This window comes from Wocania ichthyoenteri Th78, from assembly GCF_000789235.1.
Lineage (GTDB): Bacteria > Bacteroidota > Bacteroidia > Flavobacteriales > Flavobacteriaceae > Wocania_A > Wocania_A ichthyoenteri.
This window is the reverse complement of record NZ_KN525716.1, coordinates 3,091,017-3,109,061: the sequence shown is the minus strand read 5'-3', so window position 1 is coordinate 3,109,061 and position 18,045 is coordinate 3,091,017. Positions and strand designations below refer to the sequence as shown.

General features: G+C 32.3%; 17 protein-coding genes. 8 read left to right on the top strand and 9 right to left on the bottom strand.

The genetic code is table 11. From position 1 onward, the window contains the following. Positions 1 to 355: 355 nt before the first annotated feature. The 3 genes from RG22_RS13580 to RG22_RS13570 all read right to left on the bottom strand — a co-directional run bounded on the left by RG22_RS13580 (position 356) and on the right by RG22_RS13570 (position 5,324). On the bottom strand, positions 356 to 2,908 hold the full coding sequence (locus RG22_RS13580) for an adenosylcobalamin-dependent ribonucleoside-diphosphate reductase (protein WP_034044220.1): 2,553 nt from the start codon (positions 2,906 to 2,908) through the stop codon (positions 356 to 358). Positions 2,909 to 3,103: 195 nt separating this feature from the next. Next, complete coding sequence (locus tag RG22_RS13575) at positions 3,104 to 4,075, bottom strand: DUF3078 domain-containing protein (RefSeq protein ID WP_034044218.1); 972 nt, start codon at positions 4,073 to 4,075, stop codon at positions 3,104 to 3,106. A 70-nt stretch (positions 4,076 to 4,145) separates the two neighbouring features. Continuing rightward, the gene (locus RG22_RS13570; RefSeq protein ID WP_034044216.1) at positions 4,146 to 5,324 is read right to left on the bottom strand and encodes an AIR synthase related protein; all 1,179 of its coding nucleotides are present in this window, start codon (positions 5,322 to 5,324) and stop codon (positions 4,146 to 4,148) included. Positions 5,325 to 5,951: 627 nt separating this feature from the next. On the opposite strand from RG22_RS13570, the gene truA reads away from it, so the two are divergent. Both truA and RG22_RS13560 read left to right on the top strand, forming a co-directional pair. After that, a complete protein-coding gene (gene truA, locus RG22_RS13565) occupies positions 5,952 to 6,695 on the top strand; it encodes a tRNA pseudouridine(38-40) synthase TruA (RefSeq protein WP_034044214.1) in 744 nt (247 codons plus the stop codon). Next, positions 6,696 to 8,462: an ABC transporter ATP-binding protein gene (locus tag RG22_RS13560; RefSeq protein ID WP_034044211.1), complete on the top strand. Its 1,767-nt coding sequence runs from the start codon at positions 6,696 to 6,698 to the stop codon at positions 8,460 to 8,462. It begins immediately after the preceding gene. A 5-nt stretch (positions 8,463 to 8,467) separates the two neighbouring features. Here the strand turns inward: RG22_RS13560 and RG22_RS13555 are convergent, their stop codons facing one another. The 4 genes from RG22_RS13555 to folP all read right to left on the bottom strand — a co-directional run bounded on the left by RG22_RS13555 (position 8,468) and on the right by folP (position 11,584). Beyond that, the gene (locus RG22_RS13555) at positions 8,468 to 9,169 is read right to left on the bottom strand and encodes a DUF3667 domain-containing protein (RefSeq protein ID WP_162183652.1); all 702 of its coding nucleotides are present in this window, start codon (positions 9,167 to 9,169) and stop codon (positions 8,468 to 8,470) included. Between the two features lie 83 nt (positions 9,170 to 9,252). After that, entirely contained in the window at positions 9,253 to 10,038 is a 786-nt protein-coding gene (locus RG22_RS13550) for a diadenylate cyclase (protein WP_034044207.1), read from the bottom strand. A gap of 35 nt (positions 10,039 to 10,073) precedes the next feature. Beyond that, entirely contained in the window at positions 10,074 to 10,754 is a 681-nt protein-coding gene (locus tag RG22_RS17345) for a hypothetical protein (protein ID WP_052143748.1), read from the bottom strand. 5 nt (positions 10,755 to 10,759) lie between these two features. Next, positions 10,760 to 11,584, bottom strand: coding sequence for a dihydropteroate synthase (folP, locus tag RG22_RS13540; RefSeq protein WP_034044204.1), 825 nt, complete (start codon positions 11,582 to 11,584; stop codon positions 10,760 to 10,762). A gap of 147 nt (positions 11,585 to 11,731) precedes the next feature. Here folP and RG22_RS13535 point away from each other — a divergent pair, with 147 nt between their 5' ends. The 6 genes from RG22_RS13535 to RG22_RS13510 all read left to right on the top strand — a co-directional run bounded on the left by RG22_RS13535 (position 11,732) and on the right by RG22_RS13510 (position 16,244). Continuing rightward, the gene (locus RG22_RS13535) at positions 11,732 to 12,268 is read left to right on the top strand and encodes a DUF1599 domain-containing protein (RefSeq protein ID WP_034044202.1); all 537 of its coding nucleotides are present in this window, start codon (positions 11,732 to 11,734) and stop codon (positions 12,266 to 12,268) included. 1 nt (position 12,269) lies between these two features. Continuing rightward, positions 12,270 to 13,580: a BT_3928 family protein gene (locus RG22_RS13530; RefSeq protein WP_034044200.1), complete on the top strand. Its 1,311-nt coding sequence runs from the start codon at positions 12,270 to 12,272 to the stop codon at positions 13,578 to 13,580. Between the two features lie 70 nt (positions 13,581 to 13,650). Further along, a complete protein-coding gene (locus RG22_RS13525) occupies positions 13,651 to 14,133 on the top strand; it encodes a TlpA family protein disulfide reductase (protein ID WP_034046112.1) in 483 nt (160 codons plus the stop codon). Positions 14,134 to 14,210: 77 nt separating this feature from the next. Beyond that, complete coding sequence (gene tpiA, locus RG22_RS13520; protein ID WP_034044197.1) at positions 14,211 to 14,960, top strand: triose-phosphate isomerase; 750 nt, start codon at positions 14,211 to 14,213, stop codon at positions 14,958 to 14,960. Between the two features lie 157 nt (positions 14,961 to 15,117). Continuing rightward, positions 15,118 to 15,954: a 50S ribosomal protein L11 methyltransferase gene (gene prmA, locus RG22_RS13515; RefSeq protein WP_034044194.1), complete on the top strand. Its 837-nt coding sequence runs from the start codon at positions 15,118 to 15,120 to the stop codon at positions 15,952 to 15,954. 14 nt (positions 15,955 to 15,968) lie between these two features. Then, on the top strand, positions 15,969 to 16,244 hold the full coding sequence (locus tag RG22_RS13510) for an ATP-dependent Clp protease adaptor ClpS (RefSeq protein WP_034044191.1): 276 nt from the start codon (positions 15,969 to 15,971) through the stop codon (positions 16,242 to 16,244). Between the two features lie 31 nt (positions 16,245 to 16,275). Here the strand turns inward: RG22_RS13510 and RG22_RS13505 are convergent, their stop codons facing one another. Beyond that, positions 16,276 to 16,545: a heavy-metal-associated domain-containing protein gene (locus RG22_RS13505; RefSeq protein WP_034044188.1), complete on the bottom strand. Its 270-nt coding sequence runs from the start codon at positions 16,543 to 16,545 to the stop codon at positions 16,276 to 16,278. Between the two features lie 3 nt (positions 16,546 to 16,548). Then, positions 16,549 to 17,961 carry an MBL fold metallo-hydrolase gene (locus RG22_RS13500; RefSeq protein WP_034044186.1) on the bottom strand — a complete coding sequence of 471 codons (1,413 nt, stop codon included), beginning with the start codon at positions 17,959 to 17,961 and terminating at the stop codon, positions 16,549 to 16,551. Positions 17,962 to 18,045: the final 84 nt, after the last annotated feature.

The following is an 18,045-nucleotide window of genomic DNA, read 5'->3' as shown; positions in this document are numbered from 1 at the left end:
AGTGCGTTATTTAAGTAATTATGCAGCAATTATTTTCCATATTCATTTTTTACAGACCATTAATTTTGTGGTCTTTTGGAATAAATACTTTTCTGGCTTTTTTAAAATATGAAATCATTCCAATTGCAATTGTAAAGCTATTATTAGTTGCTTTTTTATGGTATTTTTTAAATGAAACGAATGCCAAACGGAAACTTGCATGTTATAAAAATTCAGGTATTTCAACCTTAAAACTATTTGCTTTCTTATACCTAATTGACTTATTTTTTAGCATTCCGTTTCTTTTAATTTTGAAAGAGTTTGTATAAAAAAAGGAAGCCTATTGACTTCCTTTTTTTTAACTAAAACTTAATGACTATCCACATTTAGAAGAGCCACAATCTTTACAGGTTAAACAACCTTCTTGATAAATTAAATGTTCTGATTTGCAATTATCACAACGTTGTCCTTTAGCTTTGGTACCATCTTCCACATAACGCTTTAAAGCCCGAGCCACACCATTTTTCCATGTATTAATCGATTCGGTATCAAGTTGTAAGCTATTAATTAAATCTACAATTTTATCAATTGGCATACCGTGGCGCAACGTACTAGAAAATAGTTTTGCATAGTTCCAAAATTCTGGATTGAATTTATGCGACAAGCCTTCAATAGTGGTTTTATAACCTCTTTTATTTTTATATTGAAAATCGTAACGCGATGTACCATCTTCATTTCTGTTTTTAATAATCAACCCTTCGTTAACCCAACGCGGAATTAAAATACCATCTTCATCATCTACAAGCCCTGTAAATACTTCGTATGGCTTATCATCTATCAAACCAATAAAAGCAATCCATTTTTCTTTATTATTTTGAAAACGAACCACATCAGCCTCTAAAATTTGAGGTCGCTTCATAGGAAAAGCTGTTAATTTATCATCGGTTTCCTCTTTCTTTTCTTCATTAGAAATTAAAACCCCAGAACGCGAACCATCTCTATAAACGGTAACGCCTTTACAACCTACCTCCCACGCTTTTAAATATAAATCGCCAACCAAATCTTCTGTTACATCATTTGGTAAATTGATGGTTACACTAATGGAATGATCTACCCATTTTTGTATAGCACCTTGCATACTCACTTTACTTAACCAGTCCACATCGTTTGATGTGGCGCCATAATAAGGTGATTCTTTAATCAAAGTATCTAATTCGCTTTGTGAAAAGTTTTTAGACGTATCAATACCATTTACTTGCATCCATTGTTTAAATCGATGATGAAATACGACGTATTCTTCCCAAGAATCACCAACCTCATCAACAAAATCTACACGCACGTCTTTATCGTTTGGGTTTACTTTTCTTCTACGTTTATAAACAGGCATAAATACCGGTTCAATCCCCGAGGTAGTTTGTGTCATTAAACTGGTAGTTCCTGTTGGAGCAATGGTTAATAAAGCAATGTTACGTCTACCATATTCTAGCATTTCGTAATACAATTTACTATCGGCTTCTTTTAAGCGTTGTATAAATGGGTTGTCTTTTTCACGGTCTGCATCAAAAATTGAAAATGCACCACGATCTTTTGCTAAATGCACCGATGCTCTGTAAGCTTCAATAGCAATCGTTTTATGAACTTCTAAAGAAAATGCATTGCCTTTTTCACTTCCATATTGAATATTTAAAGCCGCCAACATGTCCCCTTCTGCTGTAATACCAACACCTGTCCTACGACCTTCTTCAGCTTTTCTTTTTATATTAACCCACAAGTTACGCTCGGTTGCTTTAACTTCATCCAATTCAGGATCCGAATCAATTTTTTGTAAAATATTATCGATTTTTTCAAGCTCTAAATCGATAATATCATCCATAATTTGTTGTGCAAACGCGACATGTTTTTTAAATAATTCGAAATTAAACGAAGCGTTTTCTGTAAAAGGGTTTTCTACATAAGAAAACAGATTGATTGCTAATAATCTACAAGAATCATACGGACATAAAGGGATTTCTCCACACGGATTTGTAGATACCGTTTTGTAACCTAAATCGGCATAACAATCTGGAATGGATTCGTTAATAATAGTATCCCAAAATAAAATCCCGGGTTCGGCGGATTTCCATGCATTATGTACTATTTTCTTCCAAAGGGAATTGGCTTCAATAGACTTTGACACTTTTGGATTATCTGAAAATATAGGATATTTTTGAGTGTACTGGGTTTCGTTTTTTACGGCTTTCATAAATTCATCGTCAATTCTAACCGATACATTGGCACCTGTAACTTTGCCTTGTTCTAGCTTCGCATTGATAAAATCTTCAGAATCTGGATGGTTAATAGACACCGATAACATTAGCGCTCCTCGCCTACCGTCTTGCGCTACTTCTCTTGTTGAATTAGAATAACGCTCCATAAAAGGCACAAGTCCTGTAGATGTTAAAGCCGAATTTTTAACTCCAGAGCCTTTAGGGCGAATATGCGATAAATCGTGACCGACACCACCACGACGTTTCATAAGTTGCACTTGTTCTTGGTCAATTTTCATAATACCTCCGTAAGAATCAGACTCTCCAGAGTTACCAATCACAAAACAATTTGATAATGAACCTATTTGAAACGGATTTCCTATGCCTGCCATGGGGCTTCCTTGAGGCACAATATATTTAAAGTCTTTAATTAGACTGAAGATGTCTTCCTCTTTTAAAGGATTTGCATATTTGGCTTCCACTCTAGCAATTTCTTTTGCTATTCTACGATGCATATCGTTTGGAGTAAGCTCATAAATATTACCCTTTGAATCTTTTAAGGCATATTTATTTAGCCATACGCGAGCCGCTAAATCATCATTTTTAAAGTATTTTAAAGCAGCGTTAAAAGCTTCATCTTGTGTGTAAGTTTTAGATTGAGTTTTGGTGAGGTTTACTTTCATAAGTTGATTTCGGTTTTAGTTCACTATAGATTATTTAACAAGCTATAAATAAACTAAAAAAAATCAACTTAAAACATGATAAAAATCATAAAGTTTGCAAAATAAAATACCTAAAAAACTAATTAACAGGTTGTTAAAAATTTATCAACATCAAAAAGTTAACAAGTTTTTTAAACAAAAATAGAGTTAACTATTTTAAAAATCTACCGCGAAACCAATACCCAAAAACTGCTTCCATTGTATTTTTGCACCAGCTTCATCAAACTCACCTTCAACTTCTGAAGGCTTAGTTGTTTTAACATCGTCGTCGTACTTTAAATGAGAACCTAAAGTAGCTCTAATAAAACTGTTTACTTTAAAATCAAAGTCCACTCGCCAATCCATATCAACATTACCAAAATTATTTATATAATCAGTATATAAATTTACCTGGTGTACCATTGATATGTTTTCTGCCACTTGCATTTTATAACTGTTCGTTACTAAAATACCCACTTCTTTTCTAACATGTTCACCATCAACAATTACGTTTCCATTTTCATCTAAAACTGCTGGCGTTACACCAAAAGATCCAGCATTTGCGAGATCTTCATCTAAAACAAAAGTCGCTTTTAAGGTAACTGGCGAAAAGTAAAAAGATAATTCTTCAATATGTTTTCCATACTCCATCCCACCACCAAAAAACAAATAACCTGGAGCCATTAGCCTTGAAATAGGCTCGTCTGTATTTGGGTATTTATAACCATTTGCTAACTGCGTTTTAAAATTAAGTCTTGCTGAATAAAACCAATTAGAAATACTATCTGGCTTATAACCAATATTAGAATTAATTTCGAATAAATCATCCGTTTTTCTAACCTCTCTGCTTTGCTGCTTGTTTATTCCATAACGCATTGATACGTTGTTGTTCCAAAAAAAATATTTGTCTTTGTAATTTGCTTCAGACCTAATACCAAGCAAACCAGATATAGAGTTACTACCACCAGCATTCCAATTTACAAAGGCAACTTCACTTAAATCGAAAGTAGCTTTGTTTTTTTGAGTCCATTCTGGTCTTAACTCCTTGAGCTCATCTTTAGGCGTAATGGGTTTTATAAATAAAGAATCGGGTTGAGCAAATGCAAATTGAACACACAAACAAATTAAAGCTAAAAACGTATTTCTCATAATTAGGGTTGGATATAATTAACACATCATTTTATCAAAAACCATTCCAATGTAACAAAAAGTATTAAAATCAATAATTAAACTCCCCAAACTCAGATTTTATTGTTAGTTTTTTAGTTTTAGAAGCTTCCACTCTACCAATTATTTTTGCATCAACATTAAACGTTTTTGATATTGAAACAATGTCATCTGCAATTTCTGGAGTTACATAAAGCTCCATTCTGTGACCACAATTAAACACTTGGTACATTTCTTTCCAATCGGTTTTACTCTGTTCTTGAATTAATTTGAATAGTGGCGGAATAGGAAACATATTATCTTTTACAATATGAAACTCATCTACAAAATGAAGAATTTTAGTTTGAGCACCACCTGAGCAATGCACCATTCCGTGCACTGTTTCAGCATTATATTTAGATAAAATAGCTTTTATAATAGGCGCATAAGTTCGTGTTGGAGACAACACTAACCTACCTGCATCGATTGGTGAATTTTCAACTTCGTCAGTTAACTTAATATTGCCAGAATACACTAAATCTTCTGGCACCGAAGCATCAAAGCTTTCTGGATATTTTTCTGCAAGATACTTATTAAACACATCGTGTCGAGCAGATGTTAATCCGTTGCTTCCCATACCACCGTTATATTCTTTCTCGTAAGTGGCTTGCCCAAAGCTTTCTAAACCAACAATAACATCGCCAGCTTTAATATTCGCATTATCAATAACATCGCTACGTTTCATTCTTGCGGTAACTGTGGAATCTACAATAATTGTACGCACTAAATCGCCAACATCGGCAGTTTCACCGCCAGTGGAATGAATGGTTACTCCAAACGATTTTAGGTCTTCTAGCAACTCTTCTGTACCATTAATGATTGCTGAAAGCACTTCTCCTGAAATTAAATTTTTGTTTCTTCCAATAGTTGAAGACAGCATAATATTATTAGTAACTCCAACACACAATAAATCGTCAATATTCATTATAAGAGCATCTTGCGCAATGCCTTTCCAGACTGAAATATCTCCAGTTTCTTTCCAGTACATATAGGCTAATGATGATTTTGTTCCTGCACCATCGGCATGCATAATCAAACAATAATCATTATCATTTGTTAAATAATCTGGCACTATTTTGCAGAATGCTTTTGGAAATAATCCTTTATCAATATTTTTTATAGCATTGTGTACGTCTTCTTTTGATGCCGAAACACCACGTTGCGCATAACGTTTTGAAACTTCTTGACTCATAATGTTGTATTGTAATGCAAAGAAAAGGAATATTTTAAAAATTAATTGTGTTTAATGGAAATATGAAAGGCGTTTTATTAACTACTTATTTTTAATTGGTTATAAACTCTTACTAGGTAGTGGACTTTTATTGACTTTGTCATAAAAAAAATAATAAGTTAAGTCGTTTAACACCGGCTATAACACATTGCTTCTGACTTTCCTATCTGAAAGTCCTTGTAAATTTGCTATCTTCGGTTTACGGCGGAAAATCCTCGCGGATTTTCACGCAACGAAACATAGCCAAACACGGTAAACGAACCTTCACAAAAACAAAACAACTTTTCAATACTAAAACAAAAATTAGCAAATAAGTGCGTTAGAGATTGCAGTGACATCCTTTTTAAAAATAGCTAACCTTAAATTAACACTAGAACTAAAATGTAACAGATTGCCACGGCGCTCACTCCTCGCCACGACGTTTTAAAAAGATATATCGGAAAGCCCGACCTGCCCTACCGCCTTGAGCGTAGTCGAAAGGCTAGGATAACGCCCAAAAAGAATCTTTTAATATTTAATTAAGACAACTGTTTTCGGTGGAATAACAAATCTGTCTATCTTTGTTGGTTCATAAAAAGAATAAACAAATTGCGATATTTTATAGAACTTTCTTATAATGGTGATGCGTATCATGGTTGGCAAAATCAGCCCACAGCCATATCTGTTCAAGAAGTTTTAGAAAGCTCCTTATCTACAGTGTTAAAAACACCAATTTCTGTAATGGGCGCAGGACGAACAGATACAGGAGTCCATGCATCGCAAATGTTTGCTCATTTTGATTCTAATGAGGAGTTGAATGACGTTAATTTAATTTTTAAGCTCAATTCGTTTTTACCAAAAGACATTGCTATTCATAATATTTTTAAAGTGAAAGATGATGCACATGCACGTTTTAATGCGTTAAGCAGAACGTATTTATATAGAATAACTTTAGAGAAAAATGTGTTTACTTTTAATAATACGTTTTATGTGAAGCAAGCTTTGAATGTTAAAAAAATGAATGAAGCTTCAAAAATTTTATTTGATTATAAAGATTTTCAATGCTTTTCAAAAAGTAATACCGATGTAAAAACGTATTATTGTAATATTATGAAAGCAGAATGGGTTATTAAAAATAACGAGCTGCAATTTACAATTAAAGCCGATAGATTTTTACGTAATATGGTGCGAGCTATTGTTGGCACAATGATTAATATTGGTTTAGGTAAAACTACTATTGAAGATTTACACACTATTATTAAATCTAAAAATAGAAGTGAAGCTGGTTTTTCGGTGCCTGCGCAAGCGTTATATTTAACAAAAATTGAATATCCAGACGATATAAAACTATAAATGAGTAAGAAGAAAGAAAATATTTTCGACATAAAGTTATTCACACGTCTTTTTCAATATATAAAACCTTATAAAGCGGTCTTTTTTGGGTTGTTATTATTGGTGATATTGTTGGCTGTTTTTGGTGCTGCAACGCCTAAATTAACGCAATTTGCCATTGACGATAGTATTGCTGGCGAAAACCCAGATAAGTTCCTGTTTTACATTACCATTATGTTAGGGGTTTTAGTTTTTCAAACCCTATTTCAACTCACATTTATTTACTATGCAGCTTGGTTAGGTCAGAACTTAGTGATGGATGTTCGCGTAAAACTCTTTAACCATTTGCTTCGTTTTAAAATGAAGTATTATGACAACTCATCGGTTGGTGTTTTAATAACACGAGCCGTAACAGATATGGAACGTATCGCAGATATATTTGGTCAGGGTTTGTTTATGATTTTTAGAGATTTACTAACCATGTTTGTTGTTTTCGGGTTTATGGTTTATACGAATTTAAAGTTGAGTTTAATCGTATTAGTAATGTTGCCACTATTATTATATGCGACTCGTATTTTTCAGAAATACATGAAAAAAGCTTTTGAGGAAGTAAGGAATGAAGTATCAAACTTGAACTCCTTTGTGCAAGAACGATTAACGGGAATGAAAATATTACAGCTTTTTACTCGAGAAACCACAGAATATAAAAGGTTTAAAGCCATTAACGAACGCCATAAAAAAGGTTGGTTAAAAACCGTTTGGTATAACTCTATATTTTTTCCTTTAGCAGATTTATCAAGCTCAATTACTATTGGTTTGGTAGCGTGGTACGGCGGCTTAAATGTGGTTTTAGAAGGCAGTGTAACCAAAGGGACCTTAGTGGCTTTTATAATGTTTATCCCCATGTTGTTTAGACCGCTTAGACAAATAGCCGATAAGTTTAATACGCTACAAATGGGTATGGTTGCTGCAAACAGAGTATTTAAAGTTATTGATACAACGTCGCAAATTGACGATACAGGAATACATGTTGCTGAAGGTTTTAAAGGTGATATTGCATTTAAAAATGTTTATTTTAGTTATGTTGAAAATGAAGAAGTTTTAAAAGGCATTTCTTTTAAAGTAAAAACTGGAGAAACCATTGCTATTGTGGGAGCAACTGGCGCAGGAAAATCGACAATTATAAACTTATTAAATCGTTTTTACGAAATAAAAGATGGCGTAATTGCAGTTGATGGTATTGATATTAAAGAGGTCACTTTAGCATCTTTACGTTCACAAATTGCAGTAGTTTTACAAGATGTGTTTTTGTTTGCAGATACTATTTTAAATAATATTACGCTTAATCATCCAGAAATTACTGAAGCAGATGTCCAACAAGCTGCTAAAGACATTGGTATTCATGATTTTATTATGAGTTTGCCAAATGGTTATCATTATAATGTAAAAGAACGCGGTGTGATGCTATCTTCTGGTCAGCGACAATTGATTTCATTTTTACGCGCTTATGTAACTAATCCTAGTATTTTGGTATTAGACGAAGCCACATCGTCAGTCGATTCATACTCAGAGCAACTTATTCAAAATGCTACCGATAAAATTACAAAAGGGCGTACTTCAATTGTTATTGCACACCGGTTGGCAACCATTAAAAAAGCAGACAAAATTATAGTTATGGATGCTGGCGAAATTGTTGAACAAGGTACCCACGAAGAATTACTTAAGAAAGATAATGGTTATTATAAAAATCTATACGAAGTACAGTTTTTAAAAGAGGAAGTGGCTTAGACGATTTATTTAGGTGTAAAGTCTTGAATTGATATTTCACCAGTAAGAAATAAAATTGCTACAGTCACAATTGAAATGCCCATATAACCCACTAAAAAAATTAGCAAAAACATAGGAACTCTCCAAAACAAAGATTTTAGAGTGTTCATAGAATTTTTATAAGCGACATAAACACAGAATAAAACCATTATTAATGAGTAAATAAGAGCTGTGTTTATATAAAACTGTGGGCTTATTAACAATACTACTATAGCATAAACTGCTGAAATAATACTAAAACTAGTTAAGGCATATATTGAAGTAACTATATGCTCAGCGAGATTATATTTTTGTTTATTGAAAAATAAATAACTAGCAAATGCTAAAATTGGAATGTAAAATAAAAAAAGCAAAGAACTATATTCCATGGTTGAAGACATGATTTTTTCAGTTCCAGCTCCCCCAGAGCTCGTTTGTGCGTAACTTATTTTTGAAAAATCAATATCACTCCAAGCAATTTTTTTCATTAAAAAAAGAATAAACCCAGACAATGTCAATGAAATGGCTAGCATACTCACAGGATTTAAATATTTTTTTCGCAAGCCAGAGATATAACCACCGCAGACATCTTTAGGCTTAGTTATCATATGCCATATAGTCTTTAAAAATGTGTTATCCAGATTAAAATAACGTTCTAAAAAATCATAGCTTAAGCTTTTAGCAGTCAACCTATTTCTAACAATTTTGGATCCGCAGTCTGGACAATAGCTAAAATCGGTTCTTAGCTTGTTGTTGCAATTTCTACATTTCATTAAGCTATATCTTTTTTAATCATATCGTTAAGCTGATTAGTATTTTCAAAAACTACAAATTCGCCATCTTTAAAATAAGAAATATGTCCAGTTTCTTCACTAACAACCAAAGCTAAAGCATCGGTTTTTTCGGTAACACCAATAGCGGCTCTATGACGTAAACCAAAGCGTTGTGGTATGTTCTTTTCGTTATTAACCGGTAGAATAACACGTGTAGCTTTTACAATATTATTGTTTACTATAATGGCCCCATCGTGTAGCGGGCTGTTTTTAAAAAAGATGCTTTCTATAATAGGTTGAGTAACTTTTATATTCATTTCATCACCAGAAGATGATAAAAAATCAAGGTTGTTATTACGTTCAAAAACAATTAAAGCTCCTGTTTTTGAAGCTCCCATTTTAACGCAAGCCGAAACAATGGCATCTACATTGGTTTCGTCTCCTGTTTCGTTTTTTATAAAGCTGAATTGTTGTAAAAACTTGCGTCGCCTACTAAAATTTGTAGAACCAACCATGAGCAAAAATTTACGAATTTCGGGCTGAAACACGACTATTAAGGCAATAATTCCCACTTTCATAAAACCACCAAAAATACCAGTGAGGAGTTCCATGTTTAAAAAATCGGTTAATCGCCAAACAAGATAAATAATGATGATACCAATAAAAATATTGATGGCAACAGTACCCTTTACAAGTTTATAAATATAGTAGAGCAGAAGTGCAACTAAAATAACATCGATAACATCGACTACTGTGAATTTTAAAAGGTCTTTAAAAATTTCCAAAGGCAGTGGGTTTTGGTAAATTTAGTAAAATATGGTTAATAAATAAATTCGTTATTTGAAATGTCTATTGATTCTTTTTCAATTGATAAAATTAATGACTTTAATGAGATGTAATCTTGAAAACTTATTGAGCTATTAAAATTCAAATACGCTTTTTTAGAATTATTATTAATCTTTTTTAAATCATTAATAAGATTATTTTCGTTTGTTTGAAATATAAACGAATCAGAATTAGGGTTTATAATTGTTATGTTTTCAGTGGAGTTAAAATTGATTCCGATAGATGATTCAGAAAGCTTTAAGTTTGAATTTTTGTTAAAATAATCATTTGAAGATTCCTTATGATAAATCACATCCGTAAACTCAATAAACCCGAGGTTTTTTCTACTAATATCATTACAAGTAAAATAGTTTTTAGCCTTTTCGTTTTTATGGCTGGAGTTTTGTTTTTTCTCTTGTAGGAATTTAATATGGGGAATCACTTGCTTTAGCGTTAAACGCTTATCCACATTTACCAACCAATTTGTGGTAACAATTAAGTTTTTTCTATTGAGCTCAACACTATCTTTTTGAATTTCATCATAAAACAAATAAGCAGCAGAAACATCCTTAATATCGGTAATTTCAGAATGCGTTATTTCTGGCAGTAAAATCACTTTTTCTTTTCCACAGGAAAAGAAAATAGATAAAATAATTAAGAAAAATATATGCTTCATAATTTCTAACAATCTAACAATCTAGTCAATTTAATACACTCCATAGCTTCCTTAACATCGTGCACTCGTAAAATAGAAGCGCCTTTTTGTAAAGCCACCGTATTTAAAGCCGTTGTACCGTTTAAAGCATTACTAGCTGAGGTTTTTAAAGTTTTATAAATCATAGATTTTCTGGAAACACCAGCCAAAATAGGTTTGTCTAACATTTTAAATAATTCTAAATAATTTAAAACTTCAAAATTCTGTTCTAGAGTTTTTGCGAAACCAAAACCAGGGTCTATAATCATATCAATAATACCTAATTGTTGTGCAGCTGCAATGCGTTCAGAAAAATAAAATATGATGTCTTTTATCAAATCATCATAATGCGTTTGCTCTTGCATATTTTGCGGAGTACCACGCATGTGCATCATAATGTATGGTACTTTTAAATCAGCGATAGTTTGTAACATGGTATCATCTAATTTTCCTGCCGAAATATCATTAATCATACTAGCGCCTGTTTCAATACAGCGTTTCACAACCTCACTTCTAAAAGTGTCGATAGAAAGTAAGGCTTTTGGAAATTCTTTCAAAATCAAATTAACGATGGGTAATATGCGTTTTAATTCATCAGTTTCGCTAACATGATTTGCGTTTGGACGCGAACTGTATGCACCAACATCAATAAATGTTGCACCTTCATTAAGCATTTTTTCAACTTTGTTTAAAATGTCTTTATCATTTTTATAAGAGCCACCATCGTAAAACGAATCTGGAGTAATATTTAAAATCCCCATCACTTTTGGTGATGATAAATCGATGAGTTGTCCTTTGCAATTAATGGTCATAATCTTAAAATCTCAATATTTAAAATATCAAATTCCAAACCTAAAACTTTAAACTTGAAAGTAGAAATATAAACTCCAAAACTTTAAACACTAAACTTTTGAACTTTAAACAATTTAAGCGAAATTTACACAAAATTGATTTTATAGATGCAAGATACTTCAAAACAATATGATGCTGTAATAGATACCTGTAAAAGTTTATTTATTAAAAAAATGAGTGATTACGGTAGTGCATGGAGAATATTACGTTTACCCTCGTTAACTGACCAGATTTTTATAAAAGCGCAGCGCATTAGGAGCTTACAACAAAACGATGTAAGAAAGGTAGATGAGGGCGAAATAAGTGAGTTTATTGGTATAATTAATTATTGTATTATGGCACTTATACAGTTAGAAAAAGGTGTGGTTGAACAACCCGATATGACTACAGAAGAGGCTACAAAACTATACACCGAACAAGCTGCTATTACCAAAAAGCTTATGGAAGATAAAAATCATGATTACGGAGAAGCTTGGCGCGATATGAGGGTAAGCAGTTTAACCGATTTAATTTTGCAAAAATTATTACGCGTTAAAACCATTGAAGATAACAAAGGTGAAACTTTGGTAAGCGAAGGTGTTGATGCTAATTATCAAGACATGATTAATTATGCAGTTTTTGCATTAATTCATTTAAAAGAGTAATATGAAAATATTAGTAGCATTAAGTAGAATATTCGTCGGTGTTTTATTTATCATTTCTGGATTTATAAAGTTAAATGATCCTTTAGGGTTTTCGTATAAGCTAGAAGAATACTTTAGTGCAGATGTTTTAAACATAGAGTTTTTAATACCATATGCTTTAGGTATTTCTGTTCTTGTTGTGGTTTTCGAAGTCGTTTTAGGTGTATTTTTACTCATTGGTTACAAACCTAAACTCACTGTTTGGAGTTTGTTAGCAATGATTGTATTTTTTACATTTTTAACCTTTTATTCAGCTTATTTCGATAAGGTGAAAGATTGTGGTTGTTTTGGCGATGCTTTAAAACTAACACCATGGGAGAGCTTCACAAAAGACATTATATTACTGTTTTTTATCCTGATTTTAGTCTTTGGATTAAAACACATAAAACCTGTATTTAGCAAATTGCCAACCACAATTCTAGCACTATTAAGCTTTGTGGTTAGTTTATGGTTTGGCTATCATGTACTGATGCATTTGCCAACAATAGATTTTAGAGCCTATAAAATTGGAAATAATATTTATGAGGGCATGATAATTCCAGAGGACGCACCAAAAGCTATTCAAGAATACACATGGACATTTAATATTAATGGTGAAGAAAAAGAAATTGTTACAGACGGAAGCTATCCAACTGTTGATGGCGAATATGTAGGTGTAGAGACTAAAGTTATTAGAGAAGCTTATCAACCACCAGTTTTAGATTTTTCAATTGAAACTGATGATGAAGATTTAACTGAGCACTTTTTAAGTGAAAAAAATCTAATCGTTATAGTTTCATATAGTTTAGAAAAAATTGAAAAAGAGGGTGCTTTAAAACTAAAAGCAACAACTGATGAAGCGATTAAAAATGGTTATAAAGTTATAGGATTAACAGCATCTGGTAACGATGTAAAACAGCGTATAAACGAAGCCTATAATTTAGATTTTAACTGGTATCTCTGTGATGAAAAAGCACTTAAAACAGTAGTGCGTTCTAACCCCGGGATTTTAGAATTAGATGCTGGAACTGTAAAACAAAAAGTACATTGGAATGATATTGATGATTTGGAGTTACCAAAAGTTGAAAGAAAGCCAGAACCAAAAAAAGCTAAAGGAATTATTGCCTATTTTATCAACGACGAACCTTCAACTAAAGAACAAGTCGAGGCTTTAGACACCACGTTGATTGAAAGCGTTAATGCTAATAAAAATGCGATAGCATTAAAAGAGTATAATACTGAAAACAATACAGTTTACACTGGAATTGTTGAGGTTATATTGAAAAACGAGTAGGTTGTTCACTAAAAGCATTAGTGAATTTGTGGTGAAAAAACAGAACAATTAACATTATAAAATGAAAAAGATGAATTACTTAATAATTTTATTACTCAGTATTTTTAGTTGCAATACAGAAGTACCAACACAATTCTCAGAAGGTGCCCTAAATGACACGTTTATAACTTTAGATGGAGACAATATAGCTTTCAAAGACATTTTAGAAACCCATAAAGGAAAAACAATAGTTATAGATATTTGGGCATCTTGGTGCAAAGACTGTATAAAAGGCATGCCAAAAGTAAAAACATTACAATCCGAATACAAAGATGTTGTTTATATGTTTTTATCTTTAGATAAAAGTCAAGAAGCTTGGAAAAAAGGCATTAAAAAGTACAATGTAGAAGGCACTCACTATTTTATGCAATCTGGCTGGAAAGGAGCTTTTGGTAAATTTGTAAATTTAGACTGGATTCCTAGATATATGGTAATAAATAAAGCAGGAAATATAGAATTATTTAAAGCAATAAAAGCAGACGATATCAAGTTAATTCAAGCCATAAAAAAGTAGTATTTTTGTATTTAAATTCTAGATTAAATCAGAAAAACACAATACTTCAAAATATATAAAATTTAATACCAACTCACATGAGAAAACAAATTGTAGCAGGAAATTGGAAGATGAATAACGATTTATCTCAAACCGAAGCTTTAATTACAGCTTTAAAAGCACAAATAAAAACAACAAATGCAGAGGTTATGGTTGCTCCAACAGCAACAAATTTATGGCAAGCCTATAACAGTCTTAAAAACTCAGAAATAGAAGTTATTGCACAAAACATGCACTTTGCCGAGAATGGTGCCTACACGGGTGAGATTAGTGCAAACATGTTAAAAAGTGTAGGTGTACAAACTGTTATATTAGGACATAGTGAACGTCGCGCTTATTTTAACGAGACCGATGATATGTTAGCTAAAAAAGTAGATGCAGCACTAGCTAATAACATGCGAGTTATTTTCTGTTTTGGAGAAGAATTAGCCGATAGAAAATCTGGAAACGAAGAAAACATAGTTGAAAACCAAATTAAAAATGCCTTATTTCATTTAGAAGCTTCAGCATTTAAAAATATAGTATTGGCTTACGAGCCAGTTTGGGCAATTGGCACAGGCGAAACAGCAAGTCCAGAGCAAGCACAAGACATGCACGCCTTTATAAGAAAAATCATAGCAAATACATACGGAAATGAAGTAGCTAACAATCTCTCCATTCTTTATGGTGGGAGCTGTAAACCTACAAATGCTAAAGAAATTTTTTCAAAACCAGACGTAGATGGTGGTTTAATAGGCGGAGCAGCACTTAATGCCGACGATTTTTTTGCTATCGTAAACGCATTTTAAAATATTATTTTTGGCGTTACCCCAAATAAAAATTTTGGGGTTGCACTTGCAGTTTATACTGAGCGTAGTCGAAGTGTTATATCTTTTTCTCGTGCCTCAAAAAAGATGCCACTGCAACTGTTAACGCACATATTTGCAAAAATTAATAATAGTACCAATGTCTAATACAGTTTATATAGGTTACTACTTTAAAGTAAAACCATTGCAACCAGCAACAGAAATTCTAATTGCAGAATTGGGTTATGCAGGTTTTGAAAGTTTTGTAGAAAACGAAGATGGTGTTACAGCGTACATTCAAAAAGAAGAATGGAACAAAAGTATTCTTGATGACATTCAAATTTTGAATTCTGATGAATTTGAGATTAGTTATGATTTTAATGATATAGAGCAAGTTAACTGGAATGCTGAATGGGAAAAGAATTTCAATCCTATAATTGTTGATAATTTGTGTTCTGTTCGTGCACCATTTCATGAAAAACCAGATACCAAATATGATATCATCATAGAGCCCAAAATGAGTTTTGGCACTGGACATCACGAAACCACACACATGATGATTCAGCATATATTAAAAAACGATTTTACCAATAAATCAGTTTTAGATATGGGTTGTGGCACTGGCGTTTTGGCAATTCTTACAGAAATGAAAGGCGCAAAACCAATTGATGCTATAGATTACGATAATTGGTGTTACCTAAACAGTATTGAAAACATACTGCGTAATAATAGTAGTTATATTACCGTTTTAGAAGGTGATTCGAGTTTGCTGGTAAATAAGTCTTACGATATAATTATTGCTAATATTAACAGAAATATCTTACTACAAGATATGAAAACTTATGCGGCTTGCTTAAACAAAAATGGCATGTTGTTTTTAAGCGGATTTTATGCTGATGATATTCCTATCATAAAAACTGAATGTGAAAAGAATTTGTTAAAATTTGAAGAAAAATTAGAAAGAAACAATTGGGTTTCGCTAAAATTTTTAAATTAGTATAAAAATTACAAATGAGTACAAGAGAAAAAACATCAGAAGAATTACTTTTAAAAGAAGAAGTAATAACTCAAAATGAGATTGTGCTTTACAACGATGAAGTTAATACCTTCGATTATGTTATAGATACCCTCATTTATGCCTGCGAACACACGCCAGAGCAAGCAGAACAGTGTTCGATTATTGTGCATCACAACGGGAAATGCACCGTTAAAACAGGGGAATATAAAGATTTAAAACCACGCTGCTCCATGCTTCTCGAAGCTGGTTTAAGTGCAGAAATTGTATAAAAAAAGGCTCTAATTTAATCAGAGCCTTTTTTTATTTACTTATTCTTCCTACAGCGCAACTCACAAAAGATTTTGCTTTTGTAGTTAAGGCGTTTTTTTCTCCAACGATAGGATAACCAAGTTTTGCTAATAAAGTTTTAGCTTCTGTAAAATCCTCTTCAGTTAAATAATTAAAAGAAACAGAATCATTTGTGTTATCAACACTAATTTTTGATAAATGATTGAGTTCATCTAATTTAGTAATAATGGTGTTAGCACAACCACCACATTTTAAGTTTTGTATTTTTAGAGTAGCTTCCATGTTTTATAGAGTTGAAGGACAAATAAAATCTGTTGTTGGTAAATTGGTGTTTTTAAGCGCTCCAAATCCGCCAACAATATCTACTAAATTATTAAATCCACGCGCTTTTAAAATAGATGCCGCTATTACCGAACGATAACCGCCAGCACAATGTATGTAATATGTTTTGTGGCTATTAATAGCATTCATATTATCATTAATAAAATCTAATGGAAAATGTTGCACATTATCACCTTCTAAATGTTCAGATTTATATTCGCCATCTTTTCTAACATCAAGAGTGCTAATGTTTTCATTTTTAAATCGCTTAGAAAACTCTTCTGCCGAAATAGACTCGATAGTTTCAATATCTTTTCCAGCAGCTTTCCATGTTTCCATGCCACCATCTAAATACCCTAAAGTATTATCGTAACCCACACGAGACAATCGTGTAACGGTTTCTTTTTCTTTTCCTTTTGGTGTGACTAGTAAAATGGATTGTTTTAAATCGGTAATTAGTGCACCAACCCATGGTGCAAAACCACCATGAATACCAATAAATATGGAGTTTGGTATATGTCCTTTCACGAAGTCTTTTTCGTTTCTAACGTCAAGTATTAAAGCATCTTCTCGATTGGCAATAGCTTCAAAATCTTTAGCATTTAAAGCGACATCGCCTTTTTGTAAAACGGTTTCAAAAGTATCGTAACCCGATTTATTCATCATTGCATTTTTTGCAAAATATTGAGGTGGTGGTGGAATACTATCAAGCACTTCTTCTACAAATTCTCCTTTCGTCATATCTGAGCGCAAAGCATAATTGGTTTTTTTCTGCTCACCAAGAATACCAACAGTTTCTTTACTTAAATTTTTACCGCAAGCCGAACCTGCACCATGTGCTGGATAAACAATAACATCGTCTTCTAAAGGCATAATTTTATTGCGTAACGAATCATATAACATTGCTGCTAAATCTTCTTTAGTAAGATCTGATTTTATAGCTAAATCTGGTCGACCAACATCACCTAAAAATAAAGTATCACCCGAAAAAATAGCATGATTTTTACCATTTTCATCAATTAAAAGGAAGGTTACCGATTCTAATGTATGCCCAGGTGTGTGCAATACTTTTATGGTTACATCACCCAATTTAAACTCTTCATTATCTGTTGCTATATAGGCGTCGTAATCTGTTTTTGCACTAGGTCCAAAAACAATTGTTGCACCTGTTTTTTTAGCTAAATCGACATGGCCAGAAACAAAATCTGCATGAAAATGTGTTTCAAAAACATATTTGATTTTAGCATTTTCTTTATTTGCTTTGTCTACGTATTGCTGTGTTTCTCGTAATGGGTCAATTATTGCAACTTCGCCATTAGATTCAATATAATATGCGCCTTGAGCTAAACAACCTGTATAAATTTGTTCTATTTTCATTTTATAAACTTTTTCATTTCTGCGAAATCGAAAATCATTTCAACATAATAATCATTCAAAAATATGAAACCAAATTGGTCTCAT

Coding starts and splice junctions, on each gene's coding strand:
- RG22_RS13505 (WP_034044188.1), bottom strand. CDS start 16,545: ATGGAAGCTACTCTAAAAATACAAAACTTAAAATGTGGTGGTTGTGCT.
- prmA (WP_034044194.1), top strand. CDS start 15,118: ATGTCTAATACAGTTTATATAGGTTACTACTTTAAAGTAAAACCATTG.
- folP (WP_034044204.1), bottom strand. CDS start 11,584: ATGACCATTAATTGCAAAGGACAACTCATCGATTTATCATCACCAAAA.
- RG22_RS13510 (WP_034044191.1), top strand. CDS start 15,969: ATGAGTACAAGAGAAAAAACATCAGAAGAATTACTTTTAAAAGAAGAA.
- RG22_RS13560 (WP_034044211.1), top strand. CDS start 6,696: ATGAGTAAGAAGAAAGAAAATATTTTCGACATAAAGTTATTCACACGT.
- RG22_RS13530 (WP_034044200.1), top strand. CDS start 12,270: ATGAAAATATTAGTAGCATTAAGTAGAATATTCGTCGGTGTTTTATTT.
- RG22_RS17345 (WP_052143748.1), bottom strand. CDS start 10,754: ATGAAGCATATATTTTTCTTAATTATTTTATCTATTTTCTTTTCCTGT.
- RG22_RS13500 (WP_034044186.1), bottom strand. CDS start 17,961: ATGAAAATAGAACAAATTTATACAGGTTGTTTAGCTCAAGGCGCATAT.
- RG22_RS13535 (WP_034044202.1), top strand. CDS start 11,732: ATGCAAGATACTTCAAAACAATATGATGCTGTAATAGATACCTGTAAA.
- RG22_RS13525 (WP_034046112.1), top strand. CDS start 13,651: ATGAATTACTTAATAATTTTATTACTCAGTATTTTTAGTTGCAATACA.
- RG22_RS13580 (WP_034044220.1), bottom strand. CDS start 2,908: ATGAAAGTAAACCTCACCAAAACTCAATCTAAAACTTACACACAAGAT.
- RG22_RS13575 (WP_034044218.1), bottom strand. CDS start 4,075: ATGAGAAATACGTTTTTAGCTTTAATTTGTTTGTGTGTTCAATTTGCA.
- RG22_RS13570 (WP_034044216.1), bottom strand. CDS start 5,324: ATGAGTCAAGAAGTTTCAAAACGTTATGCGCAACGTGGTGTTTCGGCA.
- tpiA (WP_034044197.1), top strand. CDS start 14,211: ATGAGAAAACAAATTGTAGCAGGAAATTGGAAGATGAATAACGATTTA.